Here is a 21,955-nt window from a genome sequence, read left to right on the forward strand (position 1 = left end):
ATGCTAGAGCAAGCGTGACTGTGTTCTCCATGCCGCTGGCTGGGGGCACCAGGCGGCATGCTAACAGGATGCGCGCGCCTCTGCCCGACGACCACCTGCCCCTGCGGGAGCGCCTGCGCGACCTGCGCGCCACGCTGGCGCTGGTGTGGCAGGCCAGTCCCCGCCACAGCCTGACCTACGCCGCCACCAGTCTGGCGGGCAGCGCCCTGCCGGCGGCCAACCTGTACGTGGGCAAGCTGCTGCTTGACGAGGTGGCCCGCGCCGCACAGGGCGGGGTTGCCTACACCTCGCTGCTGACCTTACTGGGCGCACAGGTCAGTCTGGTGGTGCTGGGAAGCCTGCTGTCCACCGTGCAGAGCGCCGCGCAGCAGCTGCTGGGTGACAGCCTGCAACACGGGGTCAGCCGCCGCATTCTGAACAAGGCCGCCACCCTCAGTGTCGAGAACTTCGAGAACGCCGAGACCTATGACCGGCTGCAACAGGCTTACCGGGAGGTGGGGTCAAGGCCCCTGGGGGTGGCCACGCAACTGGTGTCGCTGGGGGGCGCGGCCGTCACGCTGGGCTCGGTGGGCGCCCTGATGGCCACGCTGGGGCCCTGGGTGCTGCCACTGGTCGTGCTGGCCAGCGTGCCAGGCGTGGTCGTGGGCAACCGCTTTGGGGTTGAAGGCTACCGCATGCTGCGGCGGCAAACCCACGACGCCCGCGTGCAAAATTATCTGGGCAGCCTGCTGACCTCGGACGCGCATGTCAAAGAGGTGCGCCTGTTTGGCTTCGAGGGCGAGCTGTTGCGGCGTTGGCGCGACTATTACCTGGGGTTCCGGCAGCATCTGGTGGCCCTGGTGCGCCGCCGCGCCGGCTGGAGCTTCGGGGCGGCGCTGCTCAGCGCCCTGCTCATTGGCCTAGCCAGCGCGCTGATTCTGCGCCGGGCGGCGGCAGGCGAGGTCAGCGTCGGTGAATTCAGTGTGTTTGTGCTCGGCATCGCGCAGGTGCAAGGCACCGTGAGCAGCCTGCTGGGCGGCGGCAGCGCGGTCTACCAGAACCTGCTGTACATGCGTAACCTCTTTGACTTTCTGGAGTTGCCCACCCGGAACCTGGACGCGGGAGAGGTCTGGTCCGGCCCTATCCACACCATCGAATTTCGGGAGGTCGGCTTCCGGTATCCCCTGACCGAGCGCGATGTGCTGCGGGGGGTCAGTTTTACCCTACGCCGCGGCGAGGCGCTGGCCCTGGTGGGCGAGAACGGCGCGGGCAAGACCACGGTGGTCAAGCTACTGACCCTGCTGTTCGTGCCCACCAGCGGGCAGATTCTGCTCAATGGCCAGGACGCCGCGCGCTTCAGTCCCCGCAGCGTGCAGCGGGAAATGAGCATCATCTTTCAGGATTTTGGGCAGTACCAGCTGACAGCCCGCGACAACGTGGCGCTGGCCGACGCGGCGCAGCCCGAAGGCGCCGCGCGGGTGCCCGCAGCCCTGGAGCGGGCTGGGGCCGACTTCGTGGCGGGCCTGCCCGAAGGCCTGGACACCCCACTGGGACGGCTGTTTCAGGGGGGGCGGCAGCTGTCGGGCGGGCAGTGGCAGCGCCTGGCCCTGGCGCGGCTGTACCACAGGGACGCCTCGGTGCTGATCTTTGACGAGCCCACGGCGGCCCTGGACGCCCGCGCCGAGTTCGACACCATTCAGGCGCTGCGTGAGCAGACGCGCGGCCGCCTGACCCTGCTGATTTCGCACCGCTTTTCGACGGTGCGCCTGGCCGATACCATCGTGGTGCTGGAGGGCGGCAAGGTCACCGAGCGCGGCACCCACGCCGAGCTGATGGCGCGCGGCGGTCACTACGCCGAGATGTACACCTTGCAGGCGCGCGGCTACAGCGAAAGCGCAGGGCCAGCGTGATGATGTGGCGGCACGGCGGCGCCGTGTAAAGCGCCGGTGTCAGTCCAGCCAGTCCACCCTCAGACAGCCCCCCTCTGGCCCTGACCTTTCATGCCTGCGGTCTTTGCCCTGGTCTGATGAGACGAGCGCTGGCAAAAGCCGCAACGCACCCGCCAGCCCACCAGCGTTATGCTGCGCGGCGATGAACGGTTCGTGGGGCCCAGCGCAGGACGTTTTGTGACCGCCGAGCAGCCGGGGGCCGACGCGGCGCTGATCGCCTTTGCCGCCTTTACCGACCAGGCGCTGCGCAGCACCAACGTGGCCGAGGTCGCGCAGCGCGCCGTTGAGGTCCTTCAGGTCACCCTGGGCAGTGTCAGTGTCGCTTATCTAGTGCCGCAGGGCCGGCTGTGGCACGCGGCGGCGCTGTCGGCCAGTGTGCCAGTGGCCCTAGCCAGCCGGCTGAGGGCGGGCCTGCCGCTGCGCGGCCCACAAATCGAGGCGGCGCTGTCGGCGCGCGACGTGCTGTTCGTGCCTCAGTGGACCGTGACCGTGCCGGACGTGCCCGACACCGAGACCTTCGGCGCGGTGGCCCTGTGTCCCACCTACCGGGGCGACACCCTGGTGGGGGTGCTGGCAATGGGCATCCAGAGCGCGGCCGACTGGACCGAGCGCGAGCGCAGTGTCTTCCGGGCGGTGGGGCGCAGCCTCAGCCTGGCGCTGGACCGCGCCCACAAAGAAGAGCAGCTGCGCCTGCACAACGCCGCCCTTCAGGCGCAGGCGCGCTCACTGGAAGCCTTTGCGCAGCTCAGCGCCGACCTGGGCGCCCAGGAACACCGCCTGGCCCTGATCCGCCGCGCGCAGGAAGTCGCGCTGGCGCTGCTGCCGCGCGGGTTTGCGGCCTACTACGAACCCGAGGGCGACCTGTGGTGCCTCAAGGCGCAGGTGGGACAGGTGCGCGACCCGGCCCGGCAGGCGGCGCTGGACGCGGGCCTGCCCTTTTCGCAGGCCCAGAGCCTGCAACTGCCGTGGGACAGCGGGGAACCGTACTATCAGGCCGCCTTTGACCCGCAGTCCGACGGCCTGAAGGTGCCGGGCGACGGCCTGGGGGCCCTGGCCAGCCTGCCGCTGCAGGTGGGCGGCGAGCGGCTGGGCGTCTTTACCGTAGGGCAATTTGAGGCCCGGCCCTGGGACGCAGGCGACCGGGCGCTGCTGGCGGCCATCACGCGCAGTCTGGTGCTGGCGCTGGAACGGGCGCGCAGCGTCACCGCGCTGCGGCACTACTCGGCCGAACTGGAACGCAGCAACGCGGCGCTTCAGGGCGCCAACGAGGAACTTGAAGCCTTCGCCTATTCGGTCAGCCACGACCTGCGCGCGCCGGTGCGGCACATTGCGGGCTTTGCCGACTTGCTGGGGCGCGCCCTGGACCCCGACACCCTGGCGCAGCCGAAGGTGGGGCGGGCACTGACCGTGATCCGCGAAGCGGCGGCGCAGATGAACGACCTGATTGACGCCATGCTCAATCTGTCGCGCGCCGGGCGCCAGGAGTTGCGGCTGGCCGAGACCAAGCTGGACGCCCTGGTGGGGAGCATCTGGGCCGAGTTCCAGCCTGAGGTGCAGGCGCGCGAGGCCCAGGGGCATCAGGTCGCCTTTGAACCGGCGCCCCTGCCCCACGTTCAGGCCGACCCAGCCCTGCTGCGGCAGGTGCTGACCAACCTGCTGGGCAACGCCCTGAAGTACACCGCGCAGACGCCGCAGGCCCGCATTGAGGTCTGGGCCGAGACCTCCCCCGACACCTGGACCGTTTTCGTGCGCGACAACGGGGTGGGCTTTGACCCTCGCTACGCCCACAAGCTGTTTGGGGTCTTTCAGCGGCTGCACCGCGCCGAGGACTTCGGCGGCACTGGCGTGGGGCTGGCCAATGTGCGCCGCATCGTGCAGCGGCACGGCGGCACGGTCTCGGCGCAGGGCGAGGTCGGTCAGGGGGCCACCTTCTGCTTCACGTTGCCGCGCCGGCCTGCTCTAGACTGAGACCTCCTGATGCCCGGCGCCCACCGGACAGCTGCAAGCGGTCCAGGCCGGGCTATCTGGTGTGACGGGCGCTGCCCGGTCCTTCCCTCCTCTGCCTGCCTCCGGAGACTTCATGGTTCACGACCTTCCCCTTGACCTGTTTCAGCCTGAGCTGGAAGCCCTGCCGGTCCCGGCCCTGCGCGCCCTGCAACTGACGCGGCTGCAGGCGATGCTGGCGCGGCAGGACAGCCAGGTGCCGGCCTACCGCGCCAAGTTCCAGGCGGCTGGCGTGAGCGCCGCCGACCTGCACACCCTGGACGACCTGACCCGCTTTCCCTTTACCCGCAAGGACGACCTGCGCGCTGCGTACCCGTTGGGGTTGGTGGCGACCCCTCGCAGCAACCTGCGGCGCATTCATGCCAGCAGCGGGACCAGCGGCCGGGCCACCACCGTGGCTTACGACGACCACGATCTGGGAGTCTTTACCGAGGTGGTGGCGCGCAGCCTGTACGCGGCCGGGGCGCGGCCGGGCATGACCTTTCACAACGCCTACGGGTACGGCCTGTTTACTGGGGGTCTGGGCACGCATGCGGGCGCCGAGCGGCTGGGGCTGTGTACGGTGCCGGTCTCGGGCGGCGGCACGGCGCGGCAGGTGGACCTGCTGCTGGACCTGCAACCAGAGGTCATCGCCTGCACGCCCAGCTACGCCCTGGTGCTGGCCGAGGCGCTTGAGGCACGCGGCGTGCACCCCGGCGACCTGGCGCTGCGCTACGCCGTGCTGGGCGCCGAACCCTGGGCCGAGAAAACGCGCGCGGCCGTGCAGGCCCGCCTGGGCGTGCGGGCGACGAACATCTACGGGCTTTCTGAACTGATTGGCCCCGGCGTCAGCAACGAGGATGTGCGCGAGCAGCAGGGCAGTTACGTCTGGGAAGACCATTTCTATCCCGAGATTGTGGACCCCCACAGCGGCGAGGTCCTGCCGGAGGGCGAATGGGGCGTGCTGGTGCTCAGTTCCATGAGCCGCTCGGCCCTGCCGCTGCTGCGCTACTGGACGGGCGACATTACGCGCCTGCTGCCGGGGGACAACCGCACCGGCCGCACCATGCGGCGCATGGACATCATTCGGGGCCGCAGCGACGACCTGATTATCCTGCGCGGCGTCAACGTGTACCCCACGCAGCTGGAAGCTGTGCTGGCCACGCTGGGACAGACCACCCCGCATTATCAGGTTGTTCTCAGACGCACGGGTCTGCTGGACGAGCTGACCCTGCGCCTCGAAGTGCCCTCAGCATCAGCCGCTTTGCAGGACGAGGTGGTGCGGCAGGTCAAAGCTCAGGTGGGGGTCACCATCCGCTGTGAACTGTGCGCGCCAGGAACCTTGCCGCGCAGCGAAGGGGGCAAACTGCGCCGGGTCACCGACCTGCGAGAAGCCAGGTAGGCCCCCACCTGGGGGGATGGTGCCCCCGTTCGTTTCATCAGAACTAAAGACTGGAAGCGCCACCGTACCGCCAGTCTGTGCTGGACTGACCTGCGGTTGTCCAGTCTTTCTGAATTGTTCCACCTCAACTGAGAGGTTAGGTTCAGATGTGGCCTGGATGAAGCCGCTACACTGGGCCGCAGCACAGGCTGCTTCCCCTCTGGACAGGCCGATCAACCGGCGTACACTGGAGCCTCAACCTCGTCAGCTTAAGGAGATTCTCATGCGTCTTACTCTTTCCTGCCTTGCCCTGACTTCGCTGCTGCTCTCTGGTTGTGGGCGGCTGACGACGCCAGCCAACTTGGCCCCCGTCACCATCTTAACGGTCCCTGTGACCGCTGCCCAAAGCGATGAGGACCTGACCCGCCAGTACGGCGGCCGCGTCGAACTGCGTACCGAGACCTTTGCGGTCATCGGCGACCCGACCCATGCGCCCTTGCAGGCGCAGGGCACCGGCCCGGCTCCGCAGGAGAATCAGGACGTGGTGGCCGTCAACCCCGGCCAGACAGAGCCTGGAATGTGGGGCAATATCGTGCGCGACTTCTGGCCCAACGCCCCTGAACTGTGGAGCAGCATCGTGCGCGATGACTGGCGTTTTAACAGCAGCGACGCCTGGGTCTCTGATACCTATTCGCCTCTACCCGTCAATACTGCCGCCTGGAAGAAGATTGGCCTGAAAGAAGCGCATCAGGGCACGGCGCTGGGTGCCGGCAAGATTATCGCCGTCATTGACACCGGCCTTGACCTGACCCACCCGATGTTTACCAATCTGCTGACCCCAGCGAACACCTGGCGGGATTTTGTGGATGACGACGCCACTCCTCAGGACCTTGGGACCGTGGGTAAAGGCTCGTTTGGGCACGGCACCGTCGTGGCCGGTATTGCCGCGCAGCTGGCCCCGCGCGCCAAGATTATGCCGCTGCGTGTGCTGGACAGCGACGGCAGAGGCGACACCCTGAATGTGGCGGCGGCCGTCGTGTGGGCCACCAACCACGGCGCCCACGTCATTAACCTGAGCCTGGGCACGAGCCGGGCTCAGGACGCGCTGACCCAGGCCATCGCCTACGCCAACAGCAAGCGGGTGCTGGTGGTGGCGGCTGCGGGCAACTTCAACAAGGCCGCGCCGGACTACCCAGCCGCCCAGATGAAAGGAGGCCGCTACAGTGTGGCGGTGGGTAGCGTCAATCAGGACGACCTGAAGAGTGATTTTTCCTCCTACGGTGAGGCCATTGGACTGATGGCGCCTGGTCAGGAGATTGCGGCGCCCTTCCCCGATAGGCGTATGGGCCAGTTCTCTGGCACCTCCATGAGTGCGCCCGTGGTGGCCGGCGCCCTGGCCCTGGGACTGGGAGAAGGTGCCGGCGCGGAGCAGACCCTCAAGGCGCTCAAGGATGAGGCGCGGCGCATTGACCGATTGGATGGAAATGCGGCGTATCAGGGCCTGCTGGGCAAGGGCCGCCTTGATCTGAAAGACTTCATTGATGAACTGGATGACTGACCTCAGGCTGCGGCCAAAGTCTGAACGCTGATGGCCACGCCGACAGAAGACCTGCAACAGGTTCTGGACGCCATCCGTACAGGTCGTCTGGAGACTGCTGCGGGGCTTCTCGCTGAGGCCACTGACCTTTCGCCAACCCACCTGAATTACGCCTGGGGGCTCTATTACAAGGCGACGGGGCAGTTGGACCTGGCCCGGCAGCAGCTCTCCGCGGCCCGCGAGGCTGCTGTGGCGGCCAGTGACCAGCTGACGGAAGCCAACATCCTGGTCGCGTTGGCCCACACCCAGCACCTGCTGCTGAACAGCCGCGAAGCCCTGACGCTCCTGCAAGAAGCTGTTCAACTGCGAGAGCGTCAGGGTGATGTCGGCGGACAGATTGCGGCGCTGTGCAATATTGCGGGCATCCACCGGAGCCTGAATGACAACTACAGTGCCATGGTGGCTGTCAGCGGGGCACAAACGCTGTTCGAGACGATGGAGCCGGCAGCCCACCCGACGGTCGAACTGGGCCTTCTCAACACGCTGTCTAACATCCTGAGCGCCCAGAACCGCACGGAAGAGGCCGCGCAGCAGTACCGCCGCTGTCTGGAGGTGGCCCAGCTGGTCGGCGACACTACGGCGTATTTCATCGCGGCGATCAATCTGGGCGACGCTTACCTGAAGCTGGGCCACTATCAGGACGGCCAGACCCTCCTGCAAGAGGTGCTGGCTCATCCCGACCTCCACCAGATTCCGGTGTTGCAGGCCAGTGTCATTCTGAATCTGGCGCTGACGAAGTTTCATCTGGACGGGCTGGACGCCCTGGCGGATGCCCAGCAGGCGCACACCACCTTTGAGCAGTTACAGGACCCCGACGGCCTGATCGAGTCGGGGCTCTTGCTGGCGCGGCTGCATCAGCGGTCGGGCCAGCTCGGCCAGAGCCGGACGGCCGCTGAGCAGGCCCTGGCCCTGGCTGAGGCCGACGGCCGCAAGCAGTCGCAGCTGGACGCCCTGACCATCCTGGCCGACGTGACCGAGGCCGCTGACCCGGCGCAGGCCGCGCGGCACCTGCGCCGGGTGCTGGTCCTGCAGACCGAATTGAATGCAGCGGCGCAGGACAAACAATTACAGGAACTGACGGCTCAGGCCGAGGTTGACAGCGCGCAGCGCCGCGCGGCCTATGAACAGACGCTGCGGCTGCAGGCCGAGGAAACTGTGCAGCGCCAGCTTCAGGAACTGGAGCGGGGCCGGCTGTACGATCCGCTAACCGGGCTGCCCAACCGCCTGATGCTGCACGCCCAGCTGGCCCAACACATTGAACAGGCACAGCGCCAGGGCACTGAGTTTCTGCTGGTGTCCGCCGACCTGAACCGCTTTCAACTGGTCAACGACACCTACGGTCATGACGCGGCCGACGAGCTGCTGCGCGTGGTCGCCGGGCGCCTGCGCGCAGCGCTGCGCGGCGACGAGGTGGTCGCGCGGGTGGGGGGCGACGAATTTACCCTGTTGCTGGGCGGTGGGGGCCACGGTTCCCGGCGCCTGCAAGACGCCATAGACGCCCTGAATCAGCCGGTGGTGGTGGGGGGCCAGAGCCTGCGGATGTCCTGGAGTGTGGGTGCGGCCTGCTGGCCTGCCGACGCACGCGACCCCGAGGCGCTGCGCCAGGCCTCTGAACTGGCCCTGTATGACGCCAAGACCAGCGGCGAGAGCTGCGTGTATTACGACCGCCGCCAGCACGCCCACGCTGGCCTGGAGCGCGCCCTGGCGCACGCGCTGGAACGGAGTGAATTCGAGCTGCATTTTCAGCCCATGCTGGACGTGCGGACGCGCCGCGTGGTCTGCGCCGAAGCCCTGCTGCGCTGGCGCAGCGCCGAACACGGCCTACTTTTTCCAGGCAGCTTCATGCCGATTCTGGAACGCAGCGGCCAGATTGTGGAGGTCGGCGCCTGGGTGCTGCAGGAGGCCTGCCGCCACGCCGCCTGCTGGAAGGGCGTGCGGGTCGCCGTCAATCTTTCGGCGCAGCAGTTTGCCAGCCGTGACCTGCGCCGGGTGGTGGCTGCTGCGCTGGAAGCCAGCGGCCTGCCCCCCGACTGCCTGGAGCTGGAAATTACCGAGAGCCTGATGATGCAGTCCCCCGAACGGGCGGCGCGGATGCTGGCCGAGTTTCAAGCCGACAGCGTGCGGGTCATGCTGGACGACTTTGGCACCGGCTACAGCAGCCTGGGCTACCTGGCCCGTTTTCCCCTGAGTGGTCTCAAGATTGACCGCAGCTTTGTGGCCGCCCTGGAAGAGGAACCGGGGGGCCGCGACGCGGCGATTGTGCGGGCCATTGTGGGCCTGAGCCGGGACCTGGGCTTGGAGCTGGTGGCCGAAGGTGTTGAAACCCTGAGGCAGGTGGACCTGCTTGAGGCCCTAGGCGTGGGCGTGATGCAGGGGTATTACTTTGCACGGCCTATCAAAGACTGGCAGCCAGGCTAAGCAAGGAACATAGGGGGCTTCGCCCGATCAGCCTTGCTGTCCTTACAGCGGCTGACCACCACGGCCCGCCCCTCTCAGCGCCAGGAGCGAAGCTCTGGGGGCATGTGATGGGTCTCGTTGAAACTGTCCAGGCTGACGCGGCCTCGCCCAAAGGTGAAGCGGGTCAGGCTGGCATTCTGAACGCGCCAGTTCAGGCGCAGGGCCGCAGCGTCGGGGGCGTCCAGCGCCAGGGCCACCGCCAGACCAATCACCCCGCCACTGGTAAAGGCTAGGGCCACTGACCCTGAGGGCATCGCCGTGCCCTCTGCAAAAGCAGCCCTGACCCGCGCCCGGAAGGTCGCCCAGGGTTCGACCTCCGTGTGGGTCAGCGTGCCAGCTTGCCAGGCAGCAGCCAGGGGCTCCAGCACCTGCTGAAAGGCACGGTTGCGCTCTGGCCCGGCGCGCTGGGCACCGAAATTTGCCGCCAGAGCCGCAAAAGCCAGGTCACGCGCCGCCAGGACAGGCCACAGGTGCCGCACCAGGCCGTCGCCGTCGTACTCGGCCAGTCGGGGATCAAGGACTGCGGGTGGCCAGAGTCTCCCAGCCGCTTCGGCGGCCAGTTCAGCGCTGCGCCGCTGCCGCACCAGGGGCCCATGCCAGAGGTGGGTGGGCCGCAGCCCTTCAGCCGCCAGCGCCTGCCCCACCGCGTGTGCCTGCGCTTCACCCAGGGCAGAGAGGCGGTCGGTCTCTGTCTCAAAGGGGGTGGCTTGACCATGCCGGATCAGCAGAAGCTGACTCATGCCAGGTCGGCAATGCGGCGCCGCGCCTCGCCCATCAGCCACGCGGCCTGAGCGGCCAGCGGCGCAAAGCGGGGGTCAGCCGTTTGCCCGGCGCGGTAGCGCGCAAAGATTTGCAGCACGATCACGGCCAGCTTGAAATGGCCCAGCACCTCGTACCAGGGCAGGCTGCTCGTCACGTGACGAGCAAGTCGAGCTTCGTAGCGGGCGACCAGTTCGTCGCGCCCTGGAAAGCCGGGCGCCGCCGCGCCAACCTGGGTGGGCGCCCCGCCAGGCTGCTGGGGCATGGTCCAGTAGGTCAGCGTCAATCCCAGGTCCACCAGAGGGTCGCCCACAGTGGTCATTTCCCAGTCCAGCAGCGCCGTGACGCGGCTGGGGTCAGCAGGATCAAACATCAGGTTGTCCAGCTTGAAATCGTTGTGGACGAGGGTATGGGCGCTTTCTGGTGGAAGATGGGCTTCGAGCCAGCCGATGACTTCTTCGTCCCCCAGCGTCTCAGGAGGAGGCAGGTCGCCTGTGCCGTCCAGGGCCGTGCGGGCCCGCCGCCAGCGCCCGGCCCAGCCGTCCACCTGCCGCCCGTTAAAGCCTTCGGGCCGGCCAAGAGAACGCAGGCCAGCCGCGTCAATGTCCACACGGTGAAGGTCGGCCAGCGTATCCATCATGGCGTGTGACAGCTGGGCCGGGGCGTCAGGCAAAGCCGCGTATTCGGGAGGCAACGCCGCGCGGACCACGGCACCGTGGCGGCGCTCCATTAGGTAAAAGGGAGCACCGAGCACCGAGGCGTCCTCCACCAGCAGAATGGGCTGGGGGGCCACCGGCAGCGCCGGATGAACGCGGGCGAGCAGCCCAGCCTCGCGGGTCATGTCGTGGGCGCCTCTGGCCACTGGCCCCAGCGGCGCGCGGCGCAGCACATACTCGGCCTCGCCCAGCCGCAGCAGATAGGTCAGATTCGAGAAGCCACCTGGGAATTGCTCGGCCGAAAGGGCGTCCACATCACCCGGTATGCGGCCGCGCAGCACAGCCCTCAGAGCCTCCAGGGGCAGTTCCTCGCCGGGACGCACCGGGGTTGTCTCAGCGCGGGTCACGGGGTCACGCTCGGTCCTGCCCGCCGCCCAGCAGGGCCATCGCCCGGACCCGCAGCTGCCGCATGCGGCCAATCCAGCCGTCGTAGTCGGCCGCCTTTAAGGCAAAGCCTTTCAGGGTCGTGGGGTGGGTGGTAATCAGAAAGCCGTCTGCGCGCAGGACCGCCAGCGTCTTGTCTACCAGTTCATCGGTTGAAATGGCCGTCTGCTGCAAGATAGGCGCGTTCTGAATCATGGGGGTCCAGACCCCTTCGGGGCACAGGCAGGCCACCCGGATGCCCCGGTCGCCGTAGGTGATGGCCAGCCACTCGGCAAAAGCCAGGGCCGCGTGCTTGGTCACCGCGTAGGGCGCTGAATGCAGTTCAGTCAGGAGACCCGCCGCCGAGGCAGTGTTGAGCAGGTGCCCGCCGCCCCGTTCCAGCATGTGCGGCAACAGGTGACGTGCGGCCCAGACGTGGCTCATGACATTGACGTTATGAATCAGTTGCCAGACGCGGTCTGGCGTCTCTGGGCCCTCTCCCACGGCAATGCCTGCGTTCGAGCAAAAGAGGTCAATGTGGCCCTCGCGCGCCAGCACATCTTCAATCAGCGCCTGGACGCCTTCTTCCCGGCTGATGTCGGCGGCCACGAAGCGCGCCCCCAGTTCGGCCGCGCGGGCAGCCCCCAGCTCTGCCTGCCGGTCCGAGGCAATGACTGTCGCCCCTTCCTGAACGAAGCGCGCTGCCAGCGCCAGCCCAATTCCCGAAGCGGCCCCAGTCACCACGATGACCTTGTCTTGAAAGTCCATAGTTCTCTCCTTCTGTACGGAGCGTCTGACACCTCTGGCGCGTGAGTGGTGGAAGCGGGTACAGGTGCCCTTAACTCTGGGCCATCCGCCTCAGGCCTCAGCGCGCCGGAGTTCTTCTCTGGCCACCGTTTCCAAATGCACGATGTCGGGACCGTCGGCCAGCCGCAGGGTGCGGGCCTGGGCATACATCAGGGCCAGCGGCGTGTCCTGGCTGACGCCCGCGCCGCCGAACACCTGAATGGCGCGATCAATGACCCGCAGGGCCACCGTGGGCGCCACCACCTTGATGGCGGCAATCTGGCCGCGCGCCGCCTTGTTGCCCGCCGTGTCCATTAGGTGCGCGGCGTGCAGCGTCAGCAGCCGGGCCTGGTCGATCTCCAGGCGGGACTGGGCAATCGCCTCGCGCACATGCTGATGGGCGGCCAGGGGTTTGCCAAACGCCACGCGGTTCCCAGCACGCGCCACCATGAGTTCCAGCGCCCGCTCGGCCTGCCCAATCAGGCGCATACAGTGATGAATTCGGCCCGGCCCCAGACGACCCTGCGCGATTTCAAAGCCCCGGCCCTCGCCCAGCAGCATGTTGCTGGCCGGCACCCGCACGTCCGTAAAGCTCATCTGGGCGTGCCCGTGTGGGGCGTCGTCGTAGCCAAAGACAGTCAGCAGCCGGTCAAGGGTCACGCCCGGCGTGCTCATAGGCACCAGAATCATGCTCTGCTGCCGGTGTTTCTCAGCGCTGGGGTCGGTCTTGCCCATGAAGATGGTGACCTGACAGCGGGGATCGCCCGCGCCACTGGTCCACCATTTCTGACCATTCAGGAGGTAGTCGTCGCCGCCGCGCACAATCCGGGCCTCGATGTTCGTGGCGTCGCTGCTGGCCACGTCCGGCTCGGTCATGGAGAAGGCACTGCGCATCTCCCCGTTCAGGAGGGGCGTCAGCCACTGCGCCTGCTGCTCGGGGGTGCCGTAACGGGCCAGCACTTCCATGTTGCCGGTGTCGGGGGCCGAGCAGTTAAACACCTCGGGCGCCCACCACACGCGCCCCATCAGTTCGCAGAGGGGCGCGTAGTCCAGATTGCTCAGGCCCGCGCCAAACTGCCCATCCGGGTCGCTGGCAGGCGGCAGGAACAGGTTCCACAGGCCTTCAGCCCGCGCCATGGGCTTGAGGCACTCCAGCAGAGCCACAGGCGCCCAGCGGTCACCTGTGTTGACCTGCCGCTCAAACTCTGCCTCGTTGGGGTAGATGTGCGCCTCCATGAACGCCCTCAGGCGCGCGTGCAGGTCGCGGGTACGTGGGGAAGGGTCGAACAGGGTCATAGGGGTTCCTCCTCGGGATGCAGTGGACGGAACCCGGCCTGGTCGCCCTCAATACTCAGCAGCAGGTCGCGGTAGCCCGTGCCGCGTGGACTGCGCAGCACCAGGCCCAGGGCCAGAAGCTGCTCCAGGCTCGCTTCGGCCAGGGCCAGCACCTCCGGGGAATCGTCGTCGGCCACCAGCACGGCCAGCCGAGCGTCCTCGTCAAACAGCGCGCGGTAAGGGGCGAAGGCGGCGGTGGCCTCGAACGTGCCGTGAACCACGAACATCTCGGTGTCTGTTACGGTCAGGGTACCCAGGACCGTACCGTCTTTTTCCAGGGTGTAGACAGTGCCCCTCAGCATGGGACCTCCGGGAGGTCATACACGGTGACAGGCAGGCCGGCGAGTTCTTCCTCAATGATGGGCGCGATCACGGCCCAGTCACCGCCGGCCACCCCGGCGCCGATACGGGGCATGTGCACGCTGGCGCCGCCACGCCGGGCTTCCTCGGCCACACGGCGCAGGCCTGTGCGGATGGCTTCGTAGCGCACGGGCGGCGCCGCCGCCGGCCTATTTTTGCGCGCAATGTCATGCTGACCAACCAGATTGGCCACCGTCAGGTCCGGGGCAACGGGCACGAACTGGACCTCTCCCAGCGCGTAGGGCTGGCCAGTGTCGCCTGCTGCCCAGCGCTTGAACGCCTGCTCAGGGGCTTTAAAACGCTTCGAAAGCGCCAGCACAAAACCGCGTCCCCAGGCGCCAATATCGTTACACACGTGGACGAGCAGCTTTGGCCCGTCGCCCTGGGGCTGCGTGGCGTCGCCTGTGACATAGAGAATCATCTTGCCTCCAGCTGTTGTCCTACCCAGACATGCCCGCGCGCAAAGAAATACAGCGGCTCGCCAGAACTGGGGGTTTCCACGCGGTAGGATCGCCGGAGCAGCGAGAGGCGGCGCGCCACTTCTTCACCCTCCAGCACAGCTTCATCCAGACCCGTTTGCCAGTTCAGGCCCAGCAGACGTGGTTGCTGACCACTGAGCTGCGCAGGCAGTGGCCGGGCCGGGGCCGGCGTGAACATGGTCCGGTACATCTCAGCGCGTTCGGGCGACGCCATCACCACCTGCGAACTGGCAAAGTGCGGCCAGCACAGCCACAGCGCCAGATACGCCACGTCGAGCCGCCCCGCACTGGCGCGCGCCCAGGCGTCATGAATGTCCAGCAGCCCTGAGAGCATTCGGCGCCGCAACCAGGCTGGAGGCTCACGCGCGGGCAGGCGGCTCCAGGGGTCTATCCAGAGTTTAACGTAGTCCACGCCGCTGTGGGCAAGGTGTGACCAGTCGGGCGTCATGTTCTGCTGACGCCACTGGTCTACCCGCCGCAGCTGCGTCTGGCCGCCCCGCACCTTGTGCTTGTTGGAGAGGGGCGTCACCGGTCGGCCCAGGGGATGAGGCCGGGCGTCATACCGCCGTAATGCCGCCGTCCACGGCGATGTTCTGCCCGGTGATGTAGGCACCCGCGTCACTGGCCAGCAGCAGGGCCAGGCCCTTGAGGTCGTGTTCACCTCCCAGACGGCGCAGAGGTGTGTGCTCCAGAATGGCCGCCTCGCCGTAGGCCAGGGTGCCGCGCGTCATCTTCGTGGGAAAGTAGCCGGGGCAGATGCTGTTCACCGTGATGCCCTGCGCAGCCACCTCGGCGGCCAGGGCGCGCGTGAAATTGACCATGGCCCCCTTGCTGGTGTTGTAGGCCAGCGTGGGCATCATGCGCGGGTCGTTGCCCTGTAGGCCCGCCACCGACGCCACATTCAGAATCCGGCCCGCGCTGCGCGGCACCATGCAGCGCCTGAGGACACTCTGGGTCAGGGCGAAGGTGCCGTTGACATTGACGTTCATCACCTTGAGCCAGGCGTCCAGCGGGTGCTCGGTGGTGGGAGCACCCCAGGTGGCTCCGGCATTGTTGACCAGAATGTCGATGGGGCCGACCTCCGCCACGAGGCGTTCGACCAGCGCGTCGGCCGTTTCCAGGTCAGCCAGGTCACTGGGGGCGATGTGAGCAGTCACGCCCTGCCCTTCCAGGTGCGCCTTCGCCTCTTCCAGTTCGTGTGCTTTGCGCGCCGTCAGGATGACCGCCGCGCCGTACTCGCCCAGGGCCTCGGCAATTTGTAGCCCCAGGCCACGGCTGCCGCCGGTAATCAGGGCCGTTTTGCCACTCAGGTCAAACAGTTCTTTTAAGGCCATGTGCCGTCCTCCAGGGGTGGGGTCTGCCGCCCAGCATACGGCCGTATTTACGTCAACGGCAATTATGAACGTTAAAGGACAATTCAGCGTCCCATGATGCGGGGCGGTTGTCCTGGCCCCCGCGCTAGGCTGCAGAGGACATCACCTGCTGCCCCCCTGCCCCACACCTTCTAAGGAGGCCCCATGACCACCCTGCTGAATGACCCCGTGACCCGCACCCAGGCGTATTTTGATGGCCAGTGGCGCTCGGCACCCAAGACGTTTGACGTGATTCACCCAGGCACCCTGGAACCGATTGGCGCGGTGGCCGACTGCACCGCCGACGACGCCCGGCGCGCCATTGACGCCGCCGAGGCGGCTCTGCGCGAGTGGCGGCAGGTCAATCCCTACCGGCGCGGCCAGATTCTGCGCCGCTGGCACGACCTGATGTTCGAGCACACAGACGAGTTGGCCCGCCTGATGACTCTGGAGATGGGCAAGCCAATCACCGAAACGCGCGGCGAGGTCAGTTACGCCGCCAGCTTCGTGGAGTGGTGCGCCGAGGAAGCCGGACGCATCAGTGGCGAGCGGATTTCCATGCGCCAGAGCCGCAAACGGGGCTTTACGTCTGCCGAGCCGGTCGGCATCGTTTATGCCGTGACCCCCTGGAATTTTCCAGCGGGCATGATTACCCGCAAGGCGGCACCGGCCCTAGCGGCTGGCTGCGTAATGATTCTTAAGCCCGCCGAGCAGAGCCCCATGACGGCGCTGTATCTGGCCGAGTTGTGGCTGGCCGCCGGCGGCCCGGCCAACACCCTGCAGGTGCTGCCCACCAACGACGCCCCCGCCTTCAGCGCGCCGTTCATGACCGATGAGCGGGTGCGCAAGCTGACCTTTACCGGTTCCACGGCAGTGGGCCGCCTGCTCTACACCCAGGCCGCCCAGACCCTCAAGCGCGTCTCGCTAGAGTTGGGGGGGCACGCGCCGTTTCTGGTTTTCGAGGATGCCGATCTGGACAAGGCCGCGCGTGAGGTGGTGGGCAGCAAGTTCCGCAACGCCGGGCAAACCTGCATCAGCACCAACCGGGTCTACGTGCAGCGCGCGGTGGCGGCCGAATTCACCGACATCCTGACCCGCCTGACGGGCAAGCTGGTGCTGGGCGACCCCCTCCACGAGGGCACAGGCGTTGGGCCGGTTGTGGAGCGGGCAGGCCTCGACAAGATTCAGGCGCAGGTAGACGACGCCCTAAGCCGGGGTGCGCGGGCCACGGTGGGCGGCGGGGTCAAGGAGGGGCTGTACTTTCACCCCACGGTTCTGACCGACGTTCACCCCGACTCGGTGATTCTGCGCGAGGAAACGTTTGGGCCGGTGGCGCCGGTGGTGGCCTTTGACACTGAGGAAGAGGCGCTGCGACTGGCCAACGCCTCAGAGTATGGGCTGGCGGCCTACGCCTACACCCGCGACCTGAGCCGCGCCTGGCGAGTGGCCGAGGCGCTGGAATACGGCATCGTGGGCATTAACGACGGCGTACCCAGCGCCGGAGCGCCCCATGTGCCCTTTGGCGGCATGAAAAACAGTGGGGTGGGCCGCGAGGGTGGTCACTGGGGTCTGGACGAATATCTGGAAACCAAGTTCATCTCGATGGGCCTGTAAATGTAAAGGGCAGTTAGGCCAGAGAGCCGGCAGCGTGCACCCTGCACTCGCCGGCTCTTGCCTGTTCCGCCCTCATATGGATTCCGTCTGTTCCATTGACAGATTGGAACAGAACCGAGGTGTCAACTCCATGCCCGGAACCTGTTCTTCTCGCTCTTCTGCGAAGCGCTGCAAGCCTGCTGCGCAGCCCTGTAAATCCACTCGGATTACAACACCAGGCGGCCCAGTTTGCGGTACTCCAGATGCAGCGCTTCTTCGACCAGCGGCTGACTGAGGGGCACTCCACGCGCCACGGCCATGAACACCGTGTTCATCACCACGCTGCGGATATTGCCCCCTGCCACGTCGGCGGCGGCCAGCCGGGGAAAGTCCAGCATGCTGGTGTCCAGCGTTCTGGGAAAAGCGCCGCGCCATAGCCGCTCGCGTTCCTGGGCCTGCGGGGCGCGGAAGTTGATCACGAACTGCAAGCGGCGCATGAACGCCACGTCCATGCTGCTTTCCATGTTGGTGGTCAGCACCGCCAGGCCGTTGAAACTTTCCAGGCGTTGCAGAAGGTAGTTCACCTGGACGTTGGCGTAGCGGTCGTTGCTGTCACGCACCTCACCGCGCTTGCCGAAGACACTGTCGGCCTCGTCGAACAGCAGCACGCAGCCACCCTGGTCAGCAGCATCAAAGATTTTCTTGAGGTTCTTTTCGGTCTCGCCAATGTATTTGCTGACGGTACTGCTCAGGTCCACCCGGTACAGGTCTAGGTTCAGATCACGCGCCAGCACCTCGGCGCTCAGGGTCTTGCCAGTGCCACTGGGGCCGCTAAACAGCGCGGCAATCGAGCGGCCCCGGCCTGGGCGGGCCATGCCCATATCTTCATAGACCTGCGAGCGGTGACGCACATGCGCGGCAATCTGTTCCAGAGCGGCGCGGTCAGCCGGCGGCAGAATCAGGTCGTCCCAGCCCGCACGGGTCTCAATGCGCTGGGCCAGCGACCCCATCAGGCGGCGGTTGGCGGTCTTGGCGGCCTCCCACGCCCTTTCAATGCGGGTCTGGTGTGCCGCGTTGCCCGGCAGCGCGGCGCGGGCCTCGCGGGCCAGGGTGTCGATGCGTTCCAGGCTCAGCTGATATTGGTCGCCCAACTGCCGCAGCAGGGGCGGCTCGCCACTGACCCCCAGCGCTTGCCCCCAGCGTTCGCGCTGCTCGGCCGAAGTGGGGGCCGTGACCTCTAGAGGCAGCAGGGCGCGCGCTGAGTCGAGCGGCAGCGGCTCGGGGGCCAGAATGACGCATGGGCCGGTGGCTACACCGAGCAGGCGGGTCGTGAGGTCATCCAGCGTCTGGCCCTCTGGAGCGTCGCCCGTGACATCCAGGACCAGCGGCGCGGCAGTCACCCGGCCTTCGCGGTCCAGTGCCCGCAGGGTCACGTCCAGCGCCTCAGGAGAGAGGGTGGCCAGGGCCGCCACATCCAGCAGCAGGGCGCGGCCACTCCCGGCCAGCAGATGCCCGGCCAGTGAACGCATCGCCTGCACCTGTGAGCCGTACAGCAGCGCGGCTCGCTCGTTCCCTTGACGCGACAGGTGCTTACTGGCGGTCTGCAAGGTTTGTTCCTGAGAATCACTCAGGAGGCCGCCGGCTCCCAGCGGCTGGGTCACGCTACGCAATTCCAGGGCTATACCCTCGTCACCGCGCAAAAAGGCCAGCGCGCCCGCCGTCAGGCGAATAGGCGTCAGGGATTCCAGCACACTGGAATTGACGCTCTGCCCAAATTCGATGAGGTGGTAACGGGTCAGGGCGCTGCCCGCCTGAAAGGCCCCCATCTCGGTCCAGTCAGCGCCCGGCAGCCAGCGGCGGCACAGCGACGGCGTTAGGAAGCCGGTGTAAGGCCCGTCCAGTTGCAGAGCCGTGCCGCACGCCGCCAGCATCCGCTCCGGGTAGAGCTCGGTGGCCAGCGCCAGCGCCATAACCCCCAGCTCAAACTCCGTGAGGCCCAGGCCCTGTTGTAAGGCGCCCAGCCGGGTCTGCGCAGCCTCTTCAGGCAGCACCACCTCAAACGTGGCTTCCGGGTCACCCTGTTCACTCAGGGCGGCGTCCAGCACCTGAGCACTCAGGCTTTCACAGACCGCCTGGAGCAGCAGATGGCTGTCTTGCGGCGGCGTAGGCGTAGGGCGGGAGGCAGCACGCGGCATTAATCGTCCAGCTCAATGGCGTAATTCACGCTGGAATACCCTTCGCCGTCATCCACCGTCCGGAACCACGCCTTGAAGGTTTTGGTGGCGCCGCTGGCCAGCCGCACCTTGCCGCCGCCGACCGTGCAGCGCGCCTCGGTTTGCAGCTGACGGTAACACGCACTGAGCTTCTGCCCACTGATGGGCGCCCCCAGGACCAGCCGGGTAAAGTTACCCAGCAGGTTCAGGGTGGCGGCGGGGAGTGTCTTTTGCACCGTCGTGCCCACCATCAGGTCAGTAAACGTGACGACGTTTTTCTCGGCGTGGACTGTCAGCTCTGGGTAAAATTTCCCCTGTTCACGGGCGGTCAGTACCTCGTCACTTCGCAGGCGCATCTCGCGGCCCGCCACAACCCAGACGACATCACCGCTGTCGCCAAAAAAACTGTCAATGCCTATGCAAGCGTATTGGCGACAGAACGCAGCGGTTTCAACAATCGCGGGCGACGGAATTGCCCCCTCTCCCGTTTCTACAGGAGTCAGGAGTTTCTGTCCCAGAACGCTTTGCGCTGCCATAACAGCAGGCGAAAGGGTCAGACCCAACAGCGCAATGAATCGTAGAGGCGTCTTCTTCATTTCACTTCTTTTTGACCGAAGCAATCCAGAGCATTGCATGTTGTTTTACGCTGTCCCAGGTCCAGACCGTATTGTTCCCACTTTGACCTGCATCATGGTCATACTTTCCAGCTCTGTATTTGGCTTCCAGATTGGTGTTTTTAAGGAGGACCGACTTCCCGTATGGATCATCTACGATGAGGCCTTTTTCATTCATCCCTTGCAAACGAACAATGTGGCCATTGATGCTAAACATCACAGCATTGCCTTGGGACAGCTCGCCTTTGATGTCGGATTCCCAGAACTCACGCTCGGTGCTAGGCTGAATAATTTTATGACTCGCGCCCATCAGTTCTAACACCTTACCCCAGCCTTCTTGCATAGTGCGGTGAAAACGACCGTAAGATCCTTTCCAGGCCTTCTTTTGTGACAGTCCTGCCTTCAACAGTTCCTGATACCGGGCATCCACAAACTTACGGCGCAGGTCCTCCAGATAATCCTCAAACTGTGGGAAGTGCTCAGGGTCTGGGTTTTCGATCCCCAATTGTTCCAGCACCATTGCGGCGCTCGTCAGGTTGCACATGACATTACCGATCCGGGCGCCCTGACGGTCTCCATCGACATCCCGTCCCAGGCTCAAGTTGTTGCGCTGGGAATGGTGGGGCGTCTTCTCCTGCAAAATCAGGTACAGCTCTGGCCTCGCCGACTGAGGTTGTAACTTGATGACTTCGCGCGCCACCCGAATCTGCTGGAAGGTGTATTCGGGCGTGGCTTCCTTGAACTTCATCAGGCGGTCCAGGGTGTCTGGTTCGTCTGAGGGTTCCTGGTCGTTGGGGACAGCCTGCGCCGGGGGCTTGGGAAACTCCTGCGCTGGCACCGGTGTTGGTGTCACTGGGTCAAGGCTGAACAGAGGCAGACCGTTGTCGTACTTCTCGTTGTAGACATAAAACAGCTGCAGCTTACCCTCGAATTTTCGCGTGGTGGGTTTGAGGTGACGGCTGCGCTCATCCAGATTGGCCTGAAAATTCTTAGTAAATTTTCCGCGAACAGTGTCTGCCGCTTCAGTCGGGGTGTTGTGACCGTCGTTGTCGGCATCCATTGGATTTTGGCGGTAAGCCGCGCTTCCTTCACTGACCCAGACATCTTTCTGGGCGTAGGTGGCACTCCCACCCAGATGGCCCATATAGACCTCTTCTAGTGAGGTTGTCTTCCCTGCTGCCTTCTTCTTTTTGTCCACACCATGCATATGAAGTTGCAAGTGGATTTCAATATACGCCAGTTGCTGCGTCGCACTCAGGGCTGTGAGTTCGTTTGTTGAATTCAGTATTTTTAGAGCCAGATTGTGTTTCTGAATATGACGATTGATATCTTTACGCGCCGCGTCACCAATCTGCCCCAAGCCCTTGTACTGCGAGGCCTTATCTTTGTTGATAGCCGGATTCAGGCTGCTTTCCAGATTTAAAAACGCCAGCACAATTTCTGGCGTGGTGTTGACGCTGGCGGCCACCTGCCGCAGCCGGGGCAGAAAGCCGGGTTCCCGCAGAGCGGGCAGATCAGGCAGGGCGCCTGTGTGTGGGCCACCTGTGTGTGGGCCACCTGTGTGTGGGCCACCGGCCTGCGGGGTGCTGGCCGCCGGCTGAGGCTTGGGGGCCGCTTGAGGTTTCGGTGCGGCTGGGGTTAAGCGCGCAAAGGTGATGTCCTGGAGGGCAAACTTACGGTTCTTGAACTCGCTGACACGGGGCACGCCGCCGCGCAGCGACCCTGCAAAGCGCGCGCCGTTCTGAGTGCCCACTAGAGTAAAGGTGTCGTCTTTGAGGAGCTTGCCGGTCAGTGGCCAGTTTTGCCCGCGCGACTTGCCCTTGGGCTGCACGGCGTAATGCCCACCCAGCGACCCGTCTGGCCCGCGTTTCAGGTGCAGGTGCATGGTCAGCTGGCCAGTGTCGTGCTTAAAATCGCGCGTCCAGGTCTGGCCGGTTTTGACAGAGGGAGCACCCGGCGCCTTCGCTGGCTTGGGCTGCTCCAGGCCCAGGGCGTCCCGCACAAAGTCGGTCAGCCCGTCCAGCCCCCGCTCCACCTGT

17 protein-coding genes are annotated in these 21,955 nt (G+C 65.9%); 6 read left to right on the forward strand and 11 right to left on the reverse strand.

Annotated elements, in window-relative coordinates; all coding sequences use genetic code 11:
• Positions 1–68: 68 nt before the first annotated feature.
• From K7W42_RS11835 to K7W42_RS11855, 5 genes are all read left to right on the forward strand, one after another.
• Positions 69–1,889: an ABC transporter ATP-binding protein gene (locus K7W42_RS11835; RefSeq protein ID WP_224574880.1), complete on the forward strand. Its 1,821-nt coding sequence runs from the start codon at positions 69–71 to the stop codon at positions 1,887–1,889.
• A 168-nt stretch (positions 1,890–2,057) separates the two neighbouring features.
• Positions 2,058–3,896 carry a sensor histidine kinase gene (locus K7W42_RS11840; RefSeq protein WP_224574882.1) on the forward strand — a complete coding sequence of 613 codons (1,839 nt, stop codon included), beginning with the start codon at positions 2,058–2,060 and terminating at the stop codon, positions 3,894–3,896.
• Between the two features lie 136 nt (positions 3,897–4,032).
• The gene (locus K7W42_RS11845; protein ID WP_224574925.1) at positions 4,033–5,313 is read left to right on the forward strand and encodes an AMP-binding protein; all 1,281 of its coding nucleotides are present in this window, start codon (positions 4,033–4,035) and stop codon (positions 5,311–5,313) included.
• 262 nt (positions 5,314–5,575) lie between these two features.
• On the forward strand, positions 5,576–6,850 hold the full coding sequence (locus K7W42_RS11850; protein WP_224574884.1) for a S8 family serine peptidase: 1,275 nt from the start codon (positions 5,576–5,578) through the stop codon (positions 6,848–6,850).
• 30 nt (positions 6,851–6,880) lie between these two features.
• Positions 6,881–9,307, forward strand: a complete 2,427-nt coding sequence (locus tag K7W42_RS11855; protein ID WP_224574886.1) for an EAL domain-containing protein — start codon at positions 6,881–6,883, stop codon at positions 9,305–9,307.
• Between the two features lie 74 nt (positions 9,308–9,381).
• Here the strand turns inward: K7W42_RS11855 and K7W42_RS11860 are convergent, their stop codons facing one another.
• The 8 genes from K7W42_RS11860 to K7W42_RS11895 all read right to left on the reverse strand — a co-directional run bounded on the left by K7W42_RS11860 (position 9,382) and on the right by K7W42_RS11895 (position 15,478).
• Entirely contained in the window at positions 9,382–10,086 is a 705-nt protein-coding gene (locus K7W42_RS11860; protein ID WP_224574888.1) for a histidine phosphatase family protein, read from the reverse strand.
• Positions 10,083–11,168 (reverse strand): phosphotransferase family protein, encoded by a 1,086-nt coding sequence (locus K7W42_RS11865; protein ID WP_224574890.1) that lies wholly within the window; start codon positions 11,166–11,168, stop codon positions 10,083–10,085. Before K7W42_RS11865 ends, K7W42_RS11860 begins: the two co-directional genes overlap by 4 nt.
• A gap of 4 nt (positions 11,169–11,172) precedes the next feature.
• On the reverse strand, positions 11,173–11,952 hold the full coding sequence (locus K7W42_RS11870; RefSeq protein ID WP_224574892.1) for an SDR family oxidoreductase: 780 nt from the start codon (positions 11,950–11,952) through the stop codon (positions 11,173–11,175).
• Between the two features lie 90 nt (positions 11,953–12,042).
• The gene (locus K7W42_RS11875) at positions 12,043–13,266 is read right to left on the reverse strand and encodes an acyl-CoA dehydrogenase family protein (protein WP_224574894.1); all 1,224 of its coding nucleotides are present in this window, start codon (positions 13,264–13,266) and stop codon (positions 12,043–12,045) included.
• Positions 13,263–13,607, reverse strand: coding sequence for a hypothetical protein (locus tag K7W42_RS11880; RefSeq protein ID WP_224574896.1), 345 nt, complete (start codon positions 13,605–13,607; stop codon positions 13,263–13,265). Before K7W42_RS11880 ends, K7W42_RS11875 begins: the two co-directional genes overlap by 4 nt.
• A complete protein-coding gene (locus tag K7W42_RS11885) occupies positions 13,601–14,086 on the reverse strand; it encodes a macro domain-containing protein (protein ID WP_224574897.1) in 486 nt (161 codons plus the stop codon). Before K7W42_RS11885 ends, K7W42_RS11880 begins: the two co-directional genes overlap by 7 nt.
• Positions 14,083–14,673 (reverse strand): hypothetical protein, encoded by a 591-nt coding sequence (locus tag K7W42_RS11890; protein ID WP_224574899.1) that lies wholly within the window; start codon positions 14,671–14,673, stop codon positions 14,083–14,085. Before K7W42_RS11890 ends, K7W42_RS11885 begins: the two co-directional genes overlap by 4 nt.
• Positions 14,674–14,701: 28 nt before the next feature.
• Positions 14,702–15,478 (reverse strand): SDR family oxidoreductase, encoded by a 777-nt coding sequence (locus K7W42_RS11895; RefSeq protein ID WP_224574901.1) that lies wholly within the window; start codon positions 15,476–15,478, stop codon positions 14,702–14,704.
• 183 nt (positions 15,479–15,661) lie between these two features.
• Here K7W42_RS11895 and K7W42_RS11900 point away from each other — a divergent pair, with 183 nt between their 5' ends.
• Positions 15,662–17,110: an NAD-dependent succinate-semialdehyde dehydrogenase gene (locus K7W42_RS11900; RefSeq protein WP_224574903.1), complete on the forward strand. Its 1,449-nt coding sequence runs from the start codon at positions 15,662–15,664 to the stop codon at positions 17,108–17,110.
• Between the two features lie 206 nt (positions 17,111–17,316).
• On the opposite strand, the gene K7W42_RS11905 is transcribed toward K7W42_RS11900, so the two are convergent.
• The 3 genes from K7W42_RS11905 to K7W42_RS23275 form a co-directional block, all read right to left on the reverse strand.
• The gene (locus tag K7W42_RS11905; protein WP_224574904.1) at positions 17,317–19,284 is read right to left on the reverse strand and encodes an ATP-binding protein; all 1,968 of its coding nucleotides are present in this window, start codon (positions 19,282–19,284) and stop codon (positions 17,317–17,319) included.
• Positions 19,284–19,658: a hypothetical protein gene (locus tag K7W42_RS11910; RefSeq protein WP_224574906.1), complete on the reverse strand. Its 375-nt coding sequence runs from the start codon at positions 19,656–19,658 to the stop codon at positions 19,284–19,286. Before K7W42_RS11910 ends, K7W42_RS11905 begins: the two co-directional genes overlap by 1 nt.
• Positions 19,659–19,899: 241 nt before the next feature.
• Positions 19,900–21,951: a C39 family peptidase gene (locus tag K7W42_RS23275; protein WP_224574907.1), complete on the reverse strand. Its 2,052-nt coding sequence runs from the start codon at positions 21,949–21,951 to the stop codon at positions 19,900–19,902.
• Positions 21,952–21,955: the final 4 nt, after the last annotated feature.

The organism is Deinococcus betulae (genome assembly GCF_020166395.1).
In the GTDB taxonomy this organism is placed as follows: Bacteria; Deinococcota; Deinococci; order Deinococcales; family Deinococcaceae; genus Deinococcus; species Deinococcus betulae.